The sequence below is a fragment of the Pseudoalteromonas sp. DL-6 genome (genome assembly GCF_004328665.1).
GTDB lineage: Bacteria > Pseudomonadota > Gammaproteobacteria > Enterobacterales > Alteromonadaceae > Pseudoalteromonas.
This window is the reverse complement of the sequence record NZ_CP019770.1, coordinates 1-20587: the sequence shown is the minus strand read 5'-3', so window position 1 is coordinate 20587 and position 20587 is coordinate 1. Positions and strand designations below refer to the sequence as shown.

Below are 20587 nucleotides of genomic sequence, written 5' to 3'. Positions count from 1 at the left end.
ATTTAAAACGTTATCCACGCCAAAATGTTGGGGTAAATAGCACTAATAATGTAAATATCTCTAACCGGCCGAATACCATAGCTACTGTTAATATCCATTTAGCGGCATCGCTAATAGCACCATAATGAGAGGCTACGTCACCCAAACCTGGGCCCAAGTTATTAAGGCAGGCTGCTGTCGCAGAGAATGCGGTAATGTTGTCTAACCCTGTGCCCATTAACGCTAACATTATAATAATAAAGACTAGTGCATAAGCTGAGAAAAAGCCCCATACCGCTTCAACTACTTTGTCAGGTAAGGCTTTACGCCCGAGTTTTATTGAATATATAGCTCGGGGATGGACTAAGCGGTTAAGCTCGCGCACCCCTTGCAAGTACAACAAAAACACACGAACAACTTTCATACCACCACCGGTAGAACCCGCACAGCCGCCAATAAAGCTCGAAAAAATAAGTAAAATAGGTAAAAACAACGGCCAAGCTGAAAAGTTATCTGTGGCAAACCCTGCAGTACTACTAATAGACACCGCTTGAAACAACGCCTGATCGAGAGTTTCATCACCATTTGCATAAACATCATGAGACGAAAGCACAGTAAAGCAAATTACCACCAGCGCTAACTGAATACACAAGAATACTTTAAATTCAGGGTCGCGAATGTACACACTAATATTACGACTCGCTACAGCGGCATAATGTAGTGAAAAGTTAATGGCGGCTATAATTAAAAAGAACACACAAATAAAGTTAATTACAGGGCTATCAAAATGCCCCATAGACGCGTCATAAGTAGAAAACCCACCAATAGCAACCGTAGAAAAGGCATGGCATATGGCGTCAAACCAGTTCATGCCAGCGCTCCAATACGCCAAGGTACACGCAAGGGTAATAGATACGTAAATATACCAAAGGTGTTTAGCGGTGTCGGCTATACGCGGGGTCATTTTGGAGTCTTTTACTGGGCCTGGAATTTCAGCGCGATACAACTGCATCCCACCCACGCCAAGCATTGGCAGTATGGCTACTGCTAATACAATGATCCCCATTCCACCAAACCACTGTAATTGTTGGCGATAAAATAATACCGATTTAGGCAAGTACTCAATGCCAGTTAATACGGTCGCCCCTGTGGTAGTTAAGCCTGAGAAAGCTTCAAACACCGCATCGGCCAAAGAGAGGTTGGGTTCTTGTAAAAATATCAGCGGTAATGATGCAAATGCCCCTAGCACCAGCCAAAACAAAACCACTATTAAAAAGCCTTCCCGTGCTTTTAAATCACCATGCTCATGCCTATTTGGGTAGTAAGCCATTAAGCCAATAATAACGCTAAATATAAAGGCTAAAACAAACGGCACCCCTCCACCATCTTTATAAATTAAAGACACGAGTGCTGGTGGCACCATTGTAATACTAAATAGCGCGACCAGTTGGCCAAGAATTTTTATGATGGTACGAAATTGCATTGAGCGTATCGCTTTTTTATTAGTAAATTAAAATAACTACTGTATGACTCGAAAATTTAATCTTTACTGATTAAATGGGATGGATGTAAGACTATTACTCTTTGATTGTTAACTCAACTGCGCCGTGGCTTAAATCAAAAATATCTTTGCATGCTTGTTGTGCTTGGCGGCTATCAATAGTAATACTCCACTCAATATTTGCCGTAAACTGCTTTTCAATATTAAGTACCTGAAAGTTGGTTTTTAAGTGCTGCTCTATTGCGCCTTGCATACTGTATTCACTAAAGCCAACCAGCTCAATACTGGGTACTTTTACCACGGTTTGTAATTTTGCTAAGGCATTATTAAGCGAGCCACCATAAGCACGAACTAATCCACCAGTGCCAAGCTTTATCCCACCAAAATACCGTGTTACCACAGCAGTTACTTCACCTAGGCCAGAGCCCACCAGCACGTTGAGCATAGGTTTACCAGCGGTGCCATTTGGCTCTCCATCGTCAGAAAAACCATAAACATGGCTTCCGCCAGGATTGCCCGCAACATGCGCCCAACAATTATGGCGTGCATCACTGTATTTTTCTTCAATATTTTTAATAAAGGCTTTGGCTGAGTTTAAATCGGGCGTGTGGCCTATATGCACAATAAAGGTACTTTTTTTAATTTCTTCTTGATGAAAAACATCGTCGGCTGGGTATTTATATTCTGACATAGCGCTTACTTGGCTGTTAAATTAAAAATGGGGCCAACAGGCCCCTTTCATGAATAATATAAACTGTTATTAGTTAAATATTAGTCGAGTAATGAATCACGTGTCATATTCTCTAGGCTGTCTTCGTGAACAATAATATTATCTTCAATACGAATGCCGCCAAATGGTTTAAACGCTTCTACTTTTTCCCAGTTAATAAACTGCTTGTTGTCTGTTTGTGCTAAATCACCCAACAAAGAGTCAATAAAGTACAAACCTGGTTCAATAGTAAACACTTGGTTTTTCTCAATTAAGCGAGTACAGCGTAAAAATGGATGACCTTCTGGTGGTGCCTGATGTGCACCAGTTTCATCACGCATAAAGCCACCTACATCATGTACCTGTGCACCTAAGTGATGCCCTAAGCCATGAGGGAAGAAGGTTGAGGTGATTTGACGCTCAACAATTTCCGCAGCCGGTAGTTTAACAATATCAAAATCACTTAATAACTGAGCAATACGATTATGACAATCAATATGCAGCTCGCCATACAGTACACCTGGTTTTAAGCTTTTGCCTAACTCAATTTGATGCGCCGTCATTGCTTTAACTAGATCAGCAAACTCGCCTTGCTTTTTAAAGTCGTAGGTACGAGTAATATCTGCAGCGTAACCATTAAAGTTAGCGCCCGCATCAATTAAAAATGAGTTATGTGTTTGCGGTGCTTTTGGCTCAAAATGCGTGTAATGCAAAATAGCGCAATTTTCGTTAAGGGCCACAATGTTGCCATACGGCATTTCATTTTCGCTTTGACGCGTTGCCATTAAGTACGCTTGCTGAATATCAAACTCGCTACCACCATTAAAAAACGCATCACGCGCCGCTTTGTGGCCATCTACTGCAATACGGTTCGCATTACGTAAACACTCAAGTTCATATTGCGTTTTATAAGCTCGGTGATAATGAATGTAGTTAAGTACTGGCTCAGGATTCATAATGCTAAAACCAAGTGCTTGTGCTACTTCTAGGTATTCACCTATGTAAGCAAATTTAGCTTTGTCATAAGGAAGTAGCTTTTCAACCTGATCAGGTTGTAATAACAATTCAATATCGAAGTACTCAGCCCAAAAATCTCTAGGCTCATCAGGTACTTTATGCCAAAAATCAATTGGACGATAAAAAATAAGCTTTGGCTTATCACTGCCATTTACCACAATCCAGCAATGCGGATTATCAATAACCGGTAACCACGCTTTAAAATGAGGGTTAACTTTAAATGGGTAATACATATCATCTAAAAATTGGCGCTTAGCTTGGCCTGAATGAATGACTAATCCTTCTAACCCTTCTTGCTCACAAATAGTACGTGTACGCTGCTGCAATGTTGCAATATGTTCGGCGTATAATACGGCTAATTTTTCCATAATAAACCCATCTGTTAAATTTAACTTACTTTGAGTCTACCACTTATACACAAAGCGCTCAAAAAAGAGGGATAGTTACTGTGTAAATATCCCTCTGCTGTTGTAGATTTATTTTTACTACCCGCCCATGGTCATTTCTAATAGCGGCGCGAGTAAATTACCTTCTCGGCCAAGGCGAGTATGATAAACCTGCCGATACGCAAATACATTTTTTACGTAATCTCGAGTTTCTCTATATGGAATAAGCTCAACCCATAGCTCTGCAGGCATTGCTTCTTCTGGTAACCAACGTTTAATCCGATGATACCCAGCATTATAAGATGCTGTTGCCAACACCTCATTGCCGTGATTTTTCTTTTTTAAATACTGTAAATAACGGGTACCAAGTCGAATATTGGTTTTTGGCTGATACAACCGACGGCTAGATACATCGCCTTTGTTAATGTATTTTGCGGTGCTTGGTAATAGCTGCATTAATCCACGCGCATTTGCATGAGAACGGGCATCGGGTGCAAATGAACTTTCTCGGCGCGCAATGGCGATACTCCAGGTTAAATCTATTTTACTACGCTTACTGTAACGCTCAAACATGTCTTGAAACGCAAATGGAAAACGCAAATCAACATAATCCCATGCTTTTATTTTTGCTAGAGTAAATATTGTACTATCAAACCAATCAAGCTCTGCCGCGAGTACTGATGCTGCCAGTTTTTCATCATCTTCGGAGGTATTAGTTAAATAATTCCACTCACGTCGAGCCGCAGTAAATCGCTCAAGCTCATACAACGCCTTGGCACGCTTAAAGCCTGGCGCATTACTTACTCTCCTTACTAAAGCTTGATTTACATTGACCGGCAACTCATTTAAATCAACCGGTAACCCTAAACGGGCGGCGGCTAAAAAGCCGTAATAATCTCGGTTAGCGGCTACTTTAGTCCAAATTGCCTTGGCTTTTTCATGTTCTGCGCGTTTGTCATAACTATAAGCTAGCCAATACTGCTGCCCTAAGCTGAGGTTTTGCTTGCCAGTAAAAAATGCCGCAATGCCTTCCCAATCTTGCGTTTTTAACATATTGGCTAGCTGCCATTGCATTAATTTACGATCTTGGCGCTCTTTAGGGACTTTATTTAAATAAAAGCTCGCCTGACTATGGCCGCTCGACGCCAACGACAGCGCAAAGGTATAATATACGTCAGCTTTTTCATCATCAGCGAAGTCAAACATGCCTTCAATTTTTTGCCACGCTTTTAATGCCAATTCTTTATCACGCCAAATTAAGCGTTTAATACCATAAAGCGCTATTTCCCCTTCTTTGGCTGTTTTACCTTTATAGCGGTAAAGGCCTGCTGCTGCACTGGGGTCGCGCCTTACCTTGGAATATAAGTCAGCTAAATAACGCTCCTTGGCTGGCAATAAGGTCTTTAAATAAGGCAATAAACGATAAGAGCCACCTTGTGCCGCTAAAGTGACACGCTGCCACACGACATCTGGGGTTAAATAACCATTTTGTCGCCAGCGCTTAAAAAGCCCGTCACATTCACTGGGCTGCGACTCGCCAACCGTCCAAATATCGGTTACCTGCGAGAGTATTGCTTTTTTAGGCGCTCCTAAATCAAGCTGATAAGTAAGGTGGGTACAACTGAGCTCAGTATCGGAGGTTTCACGGTAATTTTTAATAAACGCTGCTTTTTTATTTCTGCGCTTTAAATAATTTAACCATGTTTTTCGTACTGGCCACTCTAATGGCGTGTGCTCATAAATAGTGAGGAAATTTTCTATTTCTGTTTGATGCTTTAAACTGGGGTAACGCTGCCAATAGGCTTTTTCTACATAGGGCTTAAGCGGATGAGACAATGAGTCTACCGCTTGTTTAAAGCTATTGTAATCGCCATAGCGCGCTTGTTTTTCTGCATCTAAAAATGCATCAAGTTCGCTATTTGCGTTGGCAGAGGGAAAAGAGAAAAACAGAGTCGCTGCCGCTACGCTTAATAAATATTTTTTCATAATGTCCTTTAGGGCATAGTAACCTTCAAGGCTGACAAGGGGGTGGCTATGGGTAAATAAAAAACAGCGCAGGCACTGTAACTCTATTTACATTGATAAAACCCAAGCTATAAACACCAAGACAGCGCAATAAAATGAATAAAGAAAACTTTCAAACCCACCTTAGCACCAAACCAGCTATATTTTAACCAGACGTTTGTAACCAAGATAAATTTTTCGTTGCATTTTTAATTTAAAGCAAGCACACTGGTCTGAATATGAACTCATCGTACCAGTCTTAGTTCATCAACTAGGGAGAATAATAATGTTATATAAAAGCGATTCCTTTGAAGTTAGCTTCGTGAAGGAAAACATCGCCGAGTTTAAGTTTTGTGCTACAGGTTCTGTAAACACATTATCTCAACAAACTCTTTCAGATTGCGCGGCAGCATTAAAAGAATTAGCCGCTAACACTGATATTAAAGGCATGATTTTTACCAGTGATAAAGACCACTTTATTATTGGTGCCGATATCTTCGAATTTTTACCTACTTTTACTAAGCCTGAAGCAGAATTAGTAACGTGGATCAAAGATGCAACTGACGTTTTTGATGCAATTGAAGACTTACCATTCCCAACACTCAGTGTTATAAACGGCTTGGCGCTTGGCGGCGGCTGTGAGTGGGCACTTGCTACCGATTATCGTGTTGCAAGTGACTCAGCAAAAATGGGCTTACCAGAAGTTAAATTAGGCATAATGCCTGGTTTTGGCGGTACAGTGCGCCTTCCGCGCATTATTGGTGCCGATAACGCGATGATGTGGATCACCACAGGTAACGAAAATCGCGCTGCTGACGCCCTTAAAGTAGGTGCATTTGACGCGGTAGTTAGTGCCAACAAACTACAAGAATCAAGTTTAGCAACACTAGAATTAGCGATTGCTGGCAAGCTAGATTGGCAAGCAAAACGTGCTGTAAAATTACAACCGCTTAAATTAAACCGTGTTGAGCAAGGCATGAGCTTTGCAATGGCAGAAGGTATGGTAATGGGTAAAACCAAAGGCCACTATCCTGCTCCAGTTATGGCAGTTCGCACTATTAAAGCAGCAGCAAACAGCTCACGCGCCGAAGCAATGGCAATTGAAAATGCCAACTTTGCAAAACTAGCACGTACTAGTGAAGCTGCTGCTCAAACGGGTATCTTTTTAGCAGACCAATACATTAAAGGTAAAGCACGTAAATTTGCTAAGCACAGCGATGTAGAAATTAAACAAGCGGCAGTATTAGGCGCGGGTATTATGGGTGGCGGTATTGCATACCAGTCTGCTTATAAAGGCACACCAATCATAATGAAAGACATCCAACAGGATGCGCTAGATTTAGGTATGGGTGAAGCATCTAAACTATTAGGTGCAAAAGTGAAGCGCGGCCACATGCCGATGGAAAAAATGCTAGCAACGCTTAGCAAAATCAAACCAACGCTTAACGATGCAGACCTACAAAACGCCAACATCATTGTTGAAGCCGTAGTAGAAAATCCTAAAGTGAAGCAAGCCGTACTTGCTGATCTTGAAAAGAATAGGCCAGAAGGCACGGTACTGACGTCAAACACATCGACTATTTGTATCGACCTACTTGCAGAAGCGCTTGAAAAGCCAGAAAACTTCTGTGGTATGCACTTTTTCAACCCAGTACCAAAAATGCCATTAGTTGAAATTATCCGTGGTGCAAAAACCTCAGATAAAACGATTAATGCCGTGGTTGATTACGCACTTAAACTAGGTAAATCACCGATTGTTGTTAACGATTGCCCAGGCTTTTTTGTAAACCGTGTTTTATTCCCTTACTTTGCTGGCTTTAGCAAATTAGTGGTTGAAGGTGCTAACTTTGCAAAAGTAGATAAAGTAATGGAAAACGTATTTGGCTGGCCAATGGGTCCGGCGTACCTACTTGATGTTGTAGGTATTGATACGGCTTATCATTGTACTGGTGTAATGGCAGACGGTTTCCCTGAGCGTATGGCACGTGCAGATAAAGACCCAGTGACTGTTTTTGCTAACGAAAAACGTTTTGGTCAAAAGAACAAAGCAGGTTTCTATAAGTACGAAACAGATCGTCGCGGTCGTCTTAAAAAATCACATGACCAAACAGCGATTGAACTACTTGCACCAATTACAGACGCACCAAAAGAATTTGATAAACAAGAAATCATTGACCGTTGTATGATCCCAATGATCAACGAAGTGCTACTTTGTTTACAAGAAGGCATTGTGGCTTCTCCTCAAGAAGCTGATATGGCACTTGTATACGGTGTTGGTTTCCCTCCATTTAGAGGCGGCGCGTTCCGTTACTTAGATCAAACAGGTTTAGCTAACTTTGTAGCAACTGCTGACAAATATGCTCACCTAGGTGCGATTTACCAAGTATCAGAGCAAACTCGCAAGTGGGCTGAAGAAGGCCGTGTTTTCTATAAGGTGGAAGGTTAATATCATGAATAATCCAGTAATTGTAGATTGTATCCGCACACCAATGGGTCGCTCAAAGGGCGGCGTATTCAAGCACAAACGTGCGGAAGACTTAAGCGCTCATTTAATGAAAGGCTTATTAGAACGTAATCCGGCAGTTGACCCTGCGTCAATTGACGATATTTATTGGGGCTGTGTACAGCAAACATTAGAGCAAGGCTTTAACGTTGCACGTAACGCATCTCTACTTGCAGGCATTCCACATTCAGTGCCAGCAACCACAGTTAACCGTTTATGTGGCTCATCAATGCAAGCATTGCATGACGCTGCTCGCGCAATTATGACTGGCGCTGGCGACACATACCTAATTGGTGGTGTTGAGCACATGGGTCACGTACCTATGACTCACGGTAACGACTTTCACCCTGGCCTAGCTACATCAATTGCACAAGCATCTGGCTCTATGGGTTTAACCGCTGAGTACCTTGCAACACTTCACGGTATTAGCCGTGAGCAACAAGATGAGTTTGCTTACCGCTCGCATCAACGTGCACATGCTGCAACAGTTGAAGGCCGTTTCCGCCGCGAAATTTTAGCAATGGAAGGTCACGATGCTGACGGTTCACTTATTCTTGTTGAAGATGATGAAGTAATTCGTCCAGAAACAACGGTTGAAGGTTTATCGCAGCTGCGTCCAGTATTTAACCCTGCTACGGGTTCTGTTACTGCGGGTACATCTTCTGCACTTTCTGACGGCGCATCAGCTATGTTAGTAATGAGCGAAGAAAAAGCAAAAGAATTGGGCTTACCAATTCGTGCACGTATTCGCGCTATGGCTGTTGCCGGTTGCGATCCATCAATCATGGGTTACGGCCCAGTACCTGCAAGTAAAAAAGCATTAGCACAAGCCGGTATTACCATTGATGACATTGACGTAGCTGAGCTAAACGAAGCATTCGCAGCACAATCACTACCTGTGCTTAAAGACTTAGGCTTAGCTGATGTAGTTGACGAAAAAGTTAACTTGAATGGCGGCGCTATTGCACTTGGTCACCCTCTGGGCTGTTCGGGTTCACGTATTAGCACCTCGCTTATTCACTTAATGGAAGACAAAAACGCAAAATACGGTTTAGCAACTATGTGTATTGGTTTAGGCCAAGGCATTGCCACTGTATTTGAACGTGTTCAAGACTAATCAGTATTGAATATGTAAAACCATCTTGGTGATTAAAAGGCGAACTAGCGCAAGTTAGTTCGCCTTTTTTATGCCACCAGCTTTTGCAGGTTTAAAATGAATAATGTGATCGGGTGCATTAAACTTATTTCAGATTATCTATTAATAAGTTGGGCTGTTTTGTTATACGTAAAATAGTTAACCAACAGCTTTATTTACGCTAAACTACCCGACCTAACCAAGCCGCGACTATTTTTACAGGTAATTTTTATGAGCTTTGATAATCCCGATCACCAATTAGATGCCATCGGCCTTCGTTGCCCAGAGCCTGTGATGATGGTACGCGCTGCTATTCGTAAAATGAGCGATGGTGAAACACTGCTTATTATTGCCGACGACCCTTCAACCACCCGCGACATCCCCAGCTTTTGTACTTTTATGGATCACACGCTAGTGGCTAAAGAAGTTGAAGAATCACCGTATAGATATGTGGTGAAGAAAGGGCTTTAAGGTTCATTGCTCAAATACTGCGTTCTAATTAAATTACTGCTTTTGAAGTGAGAATTATTTTTCTCTTCTAAATAATGAGCCACTCGAAACCACTCAAAATCCAAGTGAAATTTCTTTTCATTGTTAACTACTAATGCTGGTGGGCCCAAGAGTCGATTCATGTTTAAGTCTATATTTTGATCAAGTAACTTACTAAAATAGTCTTCAGCCTCAGTTACTGACTTATCCACCAAAGTGCGTAGTTTAATCATTAAATCAAAAATCCCTTCAAAATAACCATCTATCGCTCTGTTGAGGTCAACTAAATCAGAATTTAAGAGCTCATTTTTAAATGCAGAGTTTAACCTCTTTAACAACTTTATCCTTTCTTTCTCTTCCATTACCGATAATACGAGTGGAATCTGAAATTTTGTTATTACTCCATTTCCATGTTTACTTATAGATGGATATTTTAAAGTTAGCCTATTTACGGGTAACATTTTATGTTGGCATAAATTTCTCAAATTACAGCATAGAACATAATACTGATTCTCTTTAAAGATCTTCTCTCTTTCTATCAATAATTCAGGTAATAATGATTGATCAATATCATTAATTATCGAAAACTTATCATGTTCAATGTACAACCGATCTAAAACTAATTTTCCAGTATTCAAAATGCTTAGATAGGAGATATTTAATTTAGTACGGGCTTTTTGATTTTCTATATAAGCATGTACCTCAGAGAAACGTGAAAACTCTTGTGAGAGCTGAGCCATAGTAAGCAATGATTTGAATGTTTTAACTTCCTCTATCAAAACATCAAATAAATTTTCTATCTCAAGTTTTCTTGAGAATACTCTATATTTTTTTAAGCACTCATTTGAGTCTGATTCAGTTAACTTACTTCGTTCAAACCTGGGCTTATCATTTTCTAGATAGCAGTACTCTATATAATTATCCAATGTAATACCCCTTAATCCAAAGGCTCAATTTCATATTAACGTCCTTGTCACTCATCTATAAATTCACTCGGGCAGCTAAAAGCTGACAGCTCCCAACTAACAGCTATTTCTTAGTAATCGTCACTTCTGGCTTATCGTAGTCACTAAAGTCAATGCTGACTATGTACGACCCTTTGATTGCAGGTGTGTAACTAAAGTAGTTGTAAATAGTGCTGCAATCGGCGCGTGTTGATTGGCCAAGTGTTAGGCTTTGCCCTGATGGCTGTGAATCGCTGTAGCCACAGTTAAAGCCTTCACTAAAATCCGCATCCGCTATTTTAAACTCGTACACTTTACCTGGGGTCGAAAATTTAACTTGAGCTTGATAAAGCGCAGGGCCAACTTGTTGAAATTGATATTGAGGTTCGGCATCCCATAATGTGAAGTCCCCTCTTAAATAAATACTGCGATCCAATTCTTGCTGCGGCAACACGTCGTTAATCGAAATTTGGCTGGTACAGGCCGTAAGTAAACCAGCCATTGCTAACGTTAAAATTCGTTTTATAGAGATCATCATTTGTATCCTTTGCATACAGTGAATACTAAAAAGCCAGCATAATGCTGGCTTTTTAAATAGCTATAAGCTGTTATTTTTGCAATACAGAAATATCTGCAATTTCTAAAAATAACCCGCTAAGCTGGCTTAAAAGCGCAAGACGGTTTTGCTTAACAGCTTCATCGTCAGCCATTACCATGACATTGTCAAAAAAGTTATCAACACTGTCACGAATGCCTGCTAATTGGCTCAATGCCTCTTGGTAGTTTCCATCGCTGTACAGTGGTGCTAAATCAGTGGCAAATTTTGCAACTTGCGAAGCCAATACTTTTTCAGCATCATCACTGAGTAAGCTCTGATCGACATTGCCTTGGCTTGTAATGTCATTCTTAGCCAGAATATTACTTACACGCTTATTAGCCGCTGCAAGCGATTCTGCGGCGTCTAATGTACGGAAATGACTTACGGCTTTAACTCGGCGATCAAAGTCAACAGGCTTCGTTGGACGACGCGCTAGTACGGCTTGAATCACATCTACTTCAATGCCTTCGTCTTGATACCAAGCACGGAAGCGCCCTAGCATAAAGTCAAACACATCCGTTGATACATTTAGGTTAGTCAGCTTTTCACCAAACAAGGTTTGTGATTTAGCAACCAGGTCTAAAATATCAAGCGGTAGCTGTTTTTCTACCATGATACGTAATGCACCAATAGCAGCACGACGAAGTGCAAATGGGTCTTTATCACCTTTTGGTGCTTGGCCTATGCCAAAAATACCCACCAGCGTATCAAACTTATCGGCAATGGCGACTGCACAACTGATCACATTAGTTGGTAAGTTATCGCCGGCAAAACGTGGCATGTATTGCTCGTTCTGTGCCACTGCAACTTCTTCTGCTTCACCATCGTGACGCGCGTAATGCATTCCCATTACACCTTGTACGTCGGTAAATTCCATTACCATTTCGGTCATTAAGTCTGTTTTACTTAATAAGCCTGCACGCGCTGCTAGCTCTTTGTCGGCACCAAGTTGCTCGGCAATGTAACCAGCTAGTTCACTAATACGCTGTGACTTGTCTTTAAGCGTACCAAGTTGTTTTTGGAACAATACACTATCAAGAGATTCTAAACGGCTTTCTAATGTTTTCTTTTTATCTGTTTCAAAGAAGAACTGCGCATCGGCTAAACGCGGGCGCACTACTTTTTCGTTACCAGAAATAACTACACTAGGATCTTTACTTTCGATGTTAGAGACAAACAAAAACTTATTTAAAAGTTTGCCGTCTTGATCTAATAACGGGAAGTATTTCTGATCGTCTTTCATGGTGTAAATAAGCGCTTCAGCAGGTACATCTAAAAATGCTTCTTCAAATGTGGCTGTTAACGTTACTGGCCATTCTACCAATGAAGTAACTTCTTCAAGTAAGTCTTCATCCATAGCAACAACGGCATTAACTGCTTTGGCTGCATCTTCTATTTGCGCGCGAATCTGTGCTTTACGCTGTTCGTAGTCAGCAACAACGTAAGCTGATTTAAGTACATCAAACACATCATCAGCATGATCAATGCTAATTTTTTCAGGGTGATGAAAACGATGGCCTTGCAGTTGATTACTCACTTGCTTACCAAGAATTTCACCCTCAACCAGTTCACTACCGAATAAAATAGTTACCGTATGCACAGGACGAATAAATTGTGTTTTATTCGCACCCCAACGCATTGGTTTAGGAATAGGTAACTTAGCGAGTGCTTTGCTTATAGCGTCGGTCATTAACGTTTTGGTTTCTTGCCCTGCTACTTTAGCAATGTGCAATAACCATGCGCCCTTATCTGTTTCTAGTGTTTGCGCATCTTTTACTTCAATACCACAACCACGAGCCCAACCCATGGCTGCTTTAGTTGGGTTACCCTCAGCATCAAAAGCGGCTTTAGTTGCAGGGCCACGTTTTTCAACTTCTTTGTCTTGTTGTTTAGCTTCAAGTGCTTTTACTTGTAAACCTAAACGACGTGGCGATGCATACCAGTTCACACCTTGGTGACCTAGTTCTAGACTTTCTAATTCTGCTGTTAAGTTTGCAGCAAAGGCTTCGGCTAATTTACGAAGTGCTTTTGGTGGCAACTCTTCGGTGCCAATTTCTACTAATAAATTTTCTGCTGACATGCTTACTTATCCTTACACAGCGGGAAACCAAGTGCTTCACGTGCATCGTAATAACTTTGTGCACACGCTTTTGATAACGCACGAACGCGTAAAATATAACGTTGACGCTCAGTTACTGAAATAGCATGACGTGCGTCTAATAAGTTAAATGCGTGCGATGCTTTCATTACTTGCTCGTAGGCTGGTAATGGTAGGCTTGCTTCAATTAGCTTTTGGCTCTCAGCTTCACATTTATCAAACTGTTCAAATAAGTCGGCTACGTTTGCATGTTCAAAGTTATAGGTTGACTGCTCAACTTCATTTTGATGGAACACGTCACCGTAAGTTACGCGCCCAAATGGGCCGTCTGCCCACACTAGGTCGTAGATGCTATCTACGCCTTGAATGTACATTGCTAAACGCTCTAGGCCGTAAGTAATCTCACCCGTTACCGGTGAGCATTCTAAACCGCCCACCTGCTGGAAGTAGGTAAACTGCGTTACCTCCATGCCATTTAACCAAATTTCCCAACCTAGGCCCCACGCACCTAATGTAGGTGATTCCCAGTTATCTTCTACAAAGCGAACTTCGTCAGTTAGGGTATCAATACCTACAGCAGCTAAAGAACCTAAGTAAAGCTCTTGAATATTGTCTGGTGATGGCTTTAACACAACTTGGAATTGGTAGTAATGTTGCAAGCGGTTTGGGTTTTCACCGTAACGACCATCGGTAGGACGACGACACGGTTGAACGTATGCGCTCGACATTGGCTCTGGGCCAATTGATTTTAAAAATGTTTGTGGGTGAAATGTCCCTGCGCCCACTTCCATGTCAAGTGGTTGAATAATGACACAGCCTTGCTGTGCCCAATAATCCTGTAAAGCCAGGATCAAACCTTGAAAGGTTTTAACGTCATATTTTTGCATATTTGGCTTTTTACTATCTGAGAAGTAGCGTGAAAATTACCCTCAGTATACCTTGTGCACACTCAGGTTTTAAGCAGTTTGTGCGTTTGAAAAAATAAAAAAGGAGCCTAAGGCTCCTTTTTTGTGATTACGATAATGTTTTATACGTCTAAATTAACCACACGCAGTGCGTTCGTTTCAATAAACTCACGACGCGGCTCAACTTGATCGCCCATTAATGTGGCAAATAATTGATCCGCTGCAACAGCATCTTCAATTGTTACTTGCAACATACGGCGTGCGCTTGGATCCATGGTGGTTTCCCAAAGCTGACTTGGGTTCATTTCACCTAGTCCTTTGTAGCGTTGAATGTAGATCCCGCGCTTAGACTCTGCGATCAACCATTCCAATGCATCCACAAAGTTATCAACAGGTTTTGTTTTCTCACCACGTTGGATATATGCACCCTCTGTGATGATATTAGCAATGTTTTTACCTGTTACAGCAATGCGTTGGTAGTCTCTTGATGTAATAAAGTCATAATGAAGTACGTGTGCTTTATCCACACCATGCTGACGAATATTCACAACTGGATAATACAAGTTACGCTCTGTATCGTGCTCAGTTCCCGCATGGAAAATAGTTGCATCTTCATCACGTTCAATTAAGTCATCAACCAGCTCTTTAGTCCAAGCAATTACCTTAGCTTCGTCTGAAAGGTCTTCTTTTTTCAGTTCACTTTGGTAAATCAAACGGTTCATAACTGTATTCGGATACTTACGCTTTAAGCGCTCGATAACTTTAACCGTGTTTTGATAATCGTGAACAATCGATTCTAATGCTTCACCATCAACCGCCTCTGCGCTATCACTGGTATACAATGCTGCATTGCTTAGCGCTAACGATGTAAGGTAATCAACTAATGCTGGATCATCTTTAATATAACGCTCTTGCTTACCTTTTTTCACTTTATAAAGTGGAGGCTGAGCAATATAAATGTAACCACGTTCAACAATTTCCGGCATTTGACGGTAGAAGAATGTTAGTAGCAAGGTACGAATGTGAGAACCATCCACGTCGGCATCGGTCATGATTATGATACGGTGGTAACGTAGTTTTTCAGGGTTATATTCGTCACGGCCAATACCACAACCTAGTGCAGTAATTAACGTTGCCACTTCTTGCGAAGATAGCATTTTATCAAAACGTGCTTTTTCTACGTTTAAGATTTTACCTTTAAGCGGAAGAATCGCTTGATTCTTACGGTTACGACCCTGCTTGGCTGAACCGCCAGCTGAGTCACCCTCCACTATGTATAGTTCAGATTGAGCTGGATCTTTTTCTTGGCAATCCGCTAATTTACCCGGTAAACCAGCTAAATCCATAGCACCTTTACGGCGGGTCATTTCACGAGCTTTACGGGCTGCTTCACGCGCGCGTGCTGCATCAATAATTTTGCCAACAACAATTTTAGCATCCATTGGGTTTTCTAATAAAAACTCAGTGAATTTTTCAGCCATGGCTTGCTCAACCGCAGACTTAACTTCACTAGATACTAGCTTGTCTTTTGTTTGCGATGAGAACTTAGGATCAGGCACTTTAACACTAACAACAGCCGTTAAGCCTTCACGTGCATCATCGCCCGTTGCGTTACTAGTCGTTTTAGCTTTTTTGTTAAAGCCTTCTTTTTCCATGTAGTTATTAAGCGTACGTGTAAGCGCAGATCTAAAACCAGCTAAGTGAGTACCACCATCACGTTGTGGAATGTTATTAGTGAAACAGTAAATGTTTTCTTGGAATGCATCATTCCATTGCATTGATACTTCAACACTAATACCATCTTCTTCACGTTCATGAGTAAAGTGGAACACCCCTTTGTGCACAGGTGTTTTATTACGGTTTAAGTATTCAACGAACGCTCTAATACCACCTTCGTATTTAAAGTGGTCACTTTTATTCTCTTCGCGCTCATCGTTTAAAATGATACTTACGCCCGAGTTCAAAAACGATAACTCGCGTAAACGCTTAGCTAAAATATCGTAATGGAAATCAAGGTTAGTAAACGTTTCGCCGCTAGGCCAAAAACGTAATTCAGTACCGGTTGTTTCAGAGTCACCAATTGTTGCTAGTGGTGCATCTGGCACACCCATAGTGTAAAACTGCTCATGAAGTTTACCTTCACGACGAATGGTTAGTTTTAACTTTTCTGATAATGCATTTACTACCGATACACCAACACCGTGTAAGCCACCTGATACTTTATAAGAGTTATCATCAAACTTACCACCGGCGTGTAATACCGTCATAATAACTTCAGCTGCAGATACACCTTCTTCTTCATGTATAGAAGTAGGAATACCACGGCCGTTATCTCTTACAGATACCGAACCGTCTAAGTGAATAGTGACAAATATATCATCACAGTGACCTGCTAAGGCCTCATCGATAGAGTTATCAACGACCTCAAACACCATGTGGTGTAAGCCCGTACCATCATCGGTGTCCCCTATATACATACCAGGACGCTTTCTTACTGCATCTAATCCTTTAAGTACTTTAATACTCGACGAATCATAATTCTCAGACATGGTTAATCCCACTTATCTTGTTATTAGGTTGCCATGTTTCACGTGGAACATTTTTAGTTCTCGTTTCATGGGTTCCACCACAGCAGAAATACTTTCAGATAAAATTGAAGAAATAAATATTTGAGAACTGCAATGAGTCAATAACTGACCCACTTTCTCTTTTGTATCTTCGCTTAGCTCTGAAGGTAAATCATCTATTAGCAATATAGATTGCTTATCTGTCTCTGACTCAATCAAACTATTTTGCGTTACTTTTAACGCATACAACAATAGCTTTAATTGCCCGCGTGAGAATACATTCTCAACACTGCTGCCAGCGACACTAAAACTAAAATCAGCCTTATGAGGGCCTTTACTAGTAAAGCCTTGACGAGCATCTCGCTCAAAGCTTTGCTCTAACGCATCAGAAAGAGATTCGCTCTCTTTCCAGCCTGCATTAAAGCTAATTTCTAGATCGCGTATTAGCGTTAATTCTGCACACATTTTATCAAAAAACTGCTGCTTAAACCTAGTTATATACGCGATTCTTAATTTATTTATTTGTTCAGCCAGTCTAACAAATTCTTTGTCCCAAAACTTGATTTGGTCAAAATAATTCTTAGGCTTAGATTTCAACAAGGCATTGCGCTGTTTTAGCACTTTATTAAACGATTGCCACAAGAAAAAAAACTCATGTTCCACGTGGAACAAACCTAAGTCTAAAAATTTTCTGCGCTCTTTAGGGCCACCAAAAAATAACGAATAGCTTTCTGGTGTAATAACTTGCACTGGCATAAGTTGAGCAAGTTCAGATACTTTTCGACTCGCCTTACCCTGTATTTTTAAATTAGTTTCACCCGCTTGGGTTTTACTAATCCCTATTGGGATAGATAAATCGTATAACGCTTTGCGGCCATGAATAACAAACTGATCTTGATGATGAGCTATGATGCTTTTATGTTTAGAGGTTCGAAAAGATTTGCCGTGAGAAAGGTAATAAATAGCCTCTAAAAGGCTGGTTTTTCCGCTGCCGTTTTCACCATAAATTATATTAACGCCGTTAACTGGTTCTAGCGTCAGTGCCTCAATATTACGAAAATATTTGAGGCTCAAATGACTTAAGCTCATTATGTATATATGATCTTATAAACGCATTGGCATAACAACGTACATAGCTTCTTCATCGCCGGCACCTTCTATAAGTGCGCTGCTATTTGAATCGGCAAGCGTAAATAATACATCTTCGGTTTTTAATGTATTTAGTACATCTAATACGTAAGAAACATTAAAGCCTATTTCTAGGTCATCACCCTCGTACATTACTTCAACCACTTCTTCAGCTTGCTCTTGCTCTGGATTGTTGGCTGTAATTTTTAATAAACCGTTTGATAAATTTAAACGCACACCACGAAACTTTTCGTTCGATAAAATAGACACACGCTGAAACGCATTACGAAGCCATTCACGATTAGCAGTGATTACTTTGTCGCCACCGCGAGGTAAAACACGACGGTAGTCAGGGAATCGACCATCAACTAATTTACTTGTAAAGGTAAATTCAATATCAATAATACGAATGTGGTTGGCACCAAACTGAATAGTAACCAACTCTTGATCGGCAACCATAAGGCGCATAATTTCTTGCACGCCTTTACGCGGTATAATTAATTGGCGCTGTGTATTTAACGACTGACCTAGTTGTTTTTGAGCAATAGCTAAACGGTGCCCATCAGTGGCAACTGTCTTTATGTCGCTGTTATCAACTTCAAACGACATGCCGTTTAAGTAGTAACGCACGTCTTGGTTTGCCATTGAAAAGTGTGTGCTTTCAAGTAATTTACGCAACTCTAAACGCGTTAGTTGAAACTCAACCTCACCATCCCACTGCTCTAAATTAGGAAAGTCTTCAGCAGCTAAAGTGGTCAGTGAAAAACGACTTTTACCACTGGTTAAAAGTAGCTGATGGTCTTGCAAGCTTAAAGTAAGATCAGACCCATCCGGTAAACTTTTACAAATATCGAGTAATTTTTTAGCCGGTAATGTGAGTTTAGTATCGGCAACATCGTCACCCACAAATACACTCGCCACTAATTCAATTTCAAGGTCTGTCCCTGTCATTGAAAGCTGGCCATTTTCTACCACGAGCAATACGTTAGATAAAATAGGTAACGTATGCTTACGCTCAATGGCACCCGATACTTGTACCAATGGTTTTAAAAACTGTTCTCTTGATATTGTTATTTGCATAATAAAGTCAGCCCTAAGATGACAATGTTCTTATTAAGTTTTGGTAATCTTCTTTAATCTCGTGGCTCTCGTCACGTAATGATTTAACTTTGCGACACGCGTGCAGTACTGTTGTATGGTCACGCCCACCAAAAGCATCCCCAATCTCAGGTAAGCTGTGATTAGTGAGTTCTTTAGATAATGCCATGGCAACTTGGCGAGGCCTTGCTATGGAGCGGCTACGGCGCTTAGACAGTAAGTCAGATACACGTATTCTATAGTATTCAGCAACCGTACGTTGAATGTTATCTATGGTGACTAGTTTGTCTTGCAGCGCCAATAAATCACGCAGTGCTTCTTTTACAAAGTCGATAGAAATTGGGCGGCCGGTAAAGTTTGCGTTAGCAATTACACGGTTTAATGCACCTTCAAGCTCACGTACGTTTGAGCGTAATTTTTTAGCAATAAAAAATGCCACTTCATGCGGTAAATTAATTTTACTTTGCTGGGCTTTTTTCATCAAAATAGCAACGCGTGTTTCAAGCTCTGGCGGCTCAATCGCGATGGTTAATCCCCAACCAAAACGAGATTTAAGGCGATCTTCAACCCCTTCAATCTCTTTAGGGTAACGGTCAGAGGTTAAAATAATTTGTTGGTTACCTTCTAATAATGCATTAAAGGTATGAAAGAATTCTTCTTGAGAACGTTCTTTATTAGCAAAAAATTGAATGTCATCAATCATTAATGCATCAACACTACGGTAATAACGCTTAAATTCTTCAATCGCATTATTTTGCAGTGCTTTAACCATGTCTTGAACGAAACGTTCTGAATGCATGTAGACAATTTTAGCATCGGGCTTATTCGCCATAATACCGTTGCCTACCGCATGTAATAAATGCGTTTTACCTAAGCCCGTACCACCGTAAATAAATACAGGGTTAAATGCAGAGCCTGGGTTGTCTGCTACCTGAGTGGCAGCCGCTTTTGCTAATTGGTTAGATTTACCCTCAACAAAGCTATCAAAGGTATAGTTTTCTTTAATGTTTGATTTATAACCAGATTTAGGAGCTGGCTCTACAACTGGCTTTTGTTCTCGTGGTTGTTGTTTGGCCGTTGATTGCGTGCTTGGGGCTGATTGTGTTTCAACCACCGGTGCAGCTTGTGCATTTAATAGCGGCTTGCTACCTACATCAAAGCGTAACTCGGGTGCTTCTACACCACAAATTTCTACCAGTAATTCATTTATTCTATTTAAGTACTTCTCTCTCACCCAATCAAGTACGAAACGATTAGGCGCATAAATCGTCAAGGTATCTTCGGTACTTTCTGCTTGAAGTGGTCTGACCCACATACTGAATTGCTGCGAAGGCAATTCATCTTGCAATACATATAAACAACTTTGCCAAACCGACAGATACACAGTAAAACTCCCAGAGATATAATTTTTATTCCCGCACATCAATAATGATTCAAAAATCACACCTGTATTGCGTTTAAATGGCTCAATAAGCAGCCCAAGACCGGCTATTATGAATGCACTTTATCCACAAGTAAAAGATTGA

General features: G+C 40.9%; 15 protein-coding genes. 3 read left to right on the top strand and 12 right to left on the bottom strand.

The features are described 5' to 3' along the window. Positions 1 to 10: 10 nt before the first annotated feature. The 4 genes from B1F84_RS00075 to B1F84_RS00060 form a co-directional block, all read right to left on the bottom strand. Complete coding sequence (locus B1F84_RS00075; protein ID WP_008467072.1) at positions 11 to 1462, bottom strand: TrkH family potassium uptake protein; 1452 nt, start codon at positions 1460 to 1462, stop codon at positions 11 to 13. Positions 1463 to 1556: 94 nt separating this feature from the next. Continuing rightward, positions 1557 to 2171 carry a YigZ family protein gene (locus tag B1F84_RS00070; protein WP_076920146.1) on the bottom strand — a complete coding sequence of 205 codons (615 nt, stop codon included), beginning with the start codon at positions 2169 to 2171 and terminating at the stop codon, positions 1557 to 1559. 80 nt (positions 2172 to 2251) lie between these two features. Further along, the gene (gene pepQ, locus B1F84_RS00065; RefSeq protein ID WP_131690225.1) at positions 2252 to 3574 is read right to left on the bottom strand and encodes a Xaa-Pro dipeptidase; all 1323 of its coding nucleotides are present in this window, start codon (positions 3572 to 3574) and stop codon (positions 2252 to 2254) included. A gap of 117 nt (positions 3575 to 3691) precedes the next feature. Then, positions 3692 to 5578 carry a transglycosylase SLT domain-containing protein gene (locus B1F84_RS00060; protein ID WP_131690224.1) on the bottom strand — a complete coding sequence of 629 codons (1887 nt, stop codon included), beginning with the start codon at positions 5576 to 5578 and terminating at the stop codon, positions 3692 to 3694. A gap of 304 nt (positions 5579 to 5882) precedes the next feature. On the opposite strand from B1F84_RS00060, the gene fadB reads away from it, so the two are divergent. The 3 genes from fadB (at position 5883) to tusA (ending at position 9705) form a co-directional block, all read left to right on the top strand. Then, positions 5883 to 8042: a fatty acid oxidation complex subunit alpha FadB gene (fadB, locus tag B1F84_RS00055; RefSeq protein ID WP_131690223.1), complete on the top strand. Its 2160-nt coding sequence runs from the start codon at positions 5883 to 5885 to the stop codon at positions 8040 to 8042. A gap of 4 nt (positions 8043 to 8046) precedes the next feature. Beyond that, on the top strand, positions 8047 to 9216 hold the full coding sequence (gene fadA / locus B1F84_RS00050) for an acetyl-CoA C-acyltransferase FadA (RefSeq protein WP_008112952.1): 1170 nt from the start codon (positions 8047 to 8049) through the stop codon (positions 9214 to 9216). Between the two features lie 249 nt (positions 9217 to 9465). After that, entirely contained in the window at positions 9466 to 9705 is a 240-nt protein-coding gene (gene tusA / locus B1F84_RS00045; protein WP_008112953.1) for a sulfurtransferase TusA, read from the top strand. Here tusA and B1F84_RS00040 read toward each other — a convergent pair. The 8 genes from B1F84_RS00040 to dnaA all read right to left on the bottom strand — a co-directional run bounded on the left by B1F84_RS00040 (position 9702) and on the right by dnaA (position 20445). Further along, positions 9702 to 10649, bottom strand: coding sequence for a hypothetical protein (locus B1F84_RS00040; RefSeq protein WP_131690222.1), 948 nt, complete (start codon positions 10647 to 10649; stop codon positions 9702 to 9704). The genes tusA and B1F84_RS00040 overlap by 4 nt on opposite strands. A 103-nt stretch (positions 10650 to 10752) precedes the next feature. After that, positions 10753 to 11202 carry a hypothetical protein gene (locus tag B1F84_RS00035; RefSeq protein WP_131691883.1) on the bottom strand — a complete coding sequence of 150 codons (450 nt, stop codon included), beginning with the start codon at positions 11200 to 11202 and terminating at the stop codon, positions 10753 to 10755. 73 nt (positions 11203 to 11275) lie between these two features. Beyond that, positions 11276 to 13345, bottom strand: coding sequence for a glycine--tRNA ligase subunit beta (glyS, locus tag B1F84_RS00030; RefSeq protein ID WP_131690221.1), 2070 nt, complete (start codon positions 13343 to 13345; stop codon positions 11276 to 11278). Between the two features lie 2 nt (positions 13346 to 13347). Further along, positions 13348 to 14250 carry a glycine--tRNA ligase subunit alpha gene (gene glyQ, locus B1F84_RS00025; RefSeq protein WP_010392717.1) on the bottom strand — a complete coding sequence of 301 codons (903 nt, stop codon included), beginning with the start codon at positions 14248 to 14250 and terminating at the stop codon, positions 13348 to 13350. Positions 14251 to 14390: 140 nt separating this feature from the next. Then, the gene (gene gyrB / locus B1F84_RS00020) at positions 14391 to 16817 is read right to left on the bottom strand and encodes a DNA topoisomerase (ATP-hydrolyzing) subunit B (protein ID WP_076920141.1); all 2427 of its coding nucleotides are present in this window, start codon (positions 16815 to 16817) and stop codon (positions 14391 to 14393) included. Positions 16818 to 16829: 12 nt separating this feature from the next. Continuing rightward, positions 16830 to 17924, bottom strand: a complete 1095-nt coding sequence (recF, locus tag B1F84_RS00015; RefSeq protein ID WP_131690220.1) for a DNA replication/repair protein RecF — start codon at positions 17922 to 17924, stop codon at positions 16830 to 16832. Between the two features lie 15 nt (positions 17925 to 17939). Continuing rightward, complete coding sequence (dnaN, locus tag B1F84_RS00010) at positions 17940 to 19043, bottom strand: DNA polymerase III subunit beta (protein ID WP_008112965.1); 1104 nt, start codon at positions 19041 to 19043, stop codon at positions 17940 to 17942. Between the two features lie 13 nt (positions 19044 to 19056). Then, positions 19057 to 20445: a chromosomal replication initiator protein DnaA gene (gene dnaA / locus B1F84_RS00005; RefSeq protein ID WP_024601489.1), complete on the bottom strand. Its 1389-nt coding sequence runs from the start codon at positions 20443 to 20445 to the stop codon at positions 19057 to 19059. Positions 20446 to 20587: the final 142 nt, after the last annotated feature.

Bases quoted from the DNA above. Each gene is read 5' to 3' on its own strand.
- B1F84_RS00075 (WP_008467072.1), bottom strand. From the start codon at position 1,462: ATGCAATTTCGTACCATCATAAAAATTCTTGGCCAACTGGTCGCGCTA.
- B1F84_RS00070 (WP_076920146.1), bottom strand. From the start codon at position 2,171: ATGTCAGAATATAAATACCCAGCCGACGATGTTTTTCATCAAGAAGAA.
- pepQ (WP_131690225.1), bottom strand. From the start codon at position 3,574: ATGGAAAAATTAGCCGTATTATACGCCGAACATATTGCAACATTGCAG.
- B1F84_RS00060 (WP_131690224.1), bottom strand. From the start codon at position 5,578: ATGAAAAAATATTTATTAAGCGTAGCGGCAGCGACTCTGTTTTTCTCT.
- fadB (WP_131690223.1), top strand. From the start codon at position 5,883: ATGTTATATAAAAGCGATTCCTTTGAAGTTAGCTTCGTGAAGGAAAAC.
- fadA (WP_008112952.1), top strand. From the start codon at position 8,047: ATGAATAATCCAGTAATTGTAGATTGTATCCGCACACCAATGGGTCGC.
- tusA (WP_008112953.1), top strand. From the start codon at position 9,466: ATGAGCTTTGATAATCCCGATCACCAATTAGATGCCATCGGCCTTCGT.
- B1F84_RS00035 (WP_131691883.1), bottom strand. From the start codon at position 11,202: ATGATCTCTATAAAACGAATTTTAACGTTAGCAATGGCTGGTTTACTT.
- glyS (WP_131690221.1), bottom strand. From the start codon at position 13,345: ATGTCAGCAGAAAATTTATTAGTAGAAATTGGCACCGAAGAGTTGCCA.
- glyQ (WP_010392717.1), bottom strand. From the start codon at position 14,250: ATGCAAAAATATGACGTTAAAACCTTTCAAGGTTTGATCCTGGCTTTA.
- gyrB (WP_076920141.1), bottom strand. From the start codon at position 16,817: ATGTCTGAGAATTATGATTCGTCGAGTATTAAAGTACTTAAAGGATTA.
- recF (WP_131690220.1), bottom strand. From the start codon at position 17,924: ATGAGCTTAAGTCATTTGAGCCTCAAATATTTTCGTAATATTGAGGCA.
- dnaN (WP_008112965.1), bottom strand. From the start codon at position 19,043: ATGCAAATAACAATATCAAGAGAACAGTTTTTAAAACCATTGGTACAA.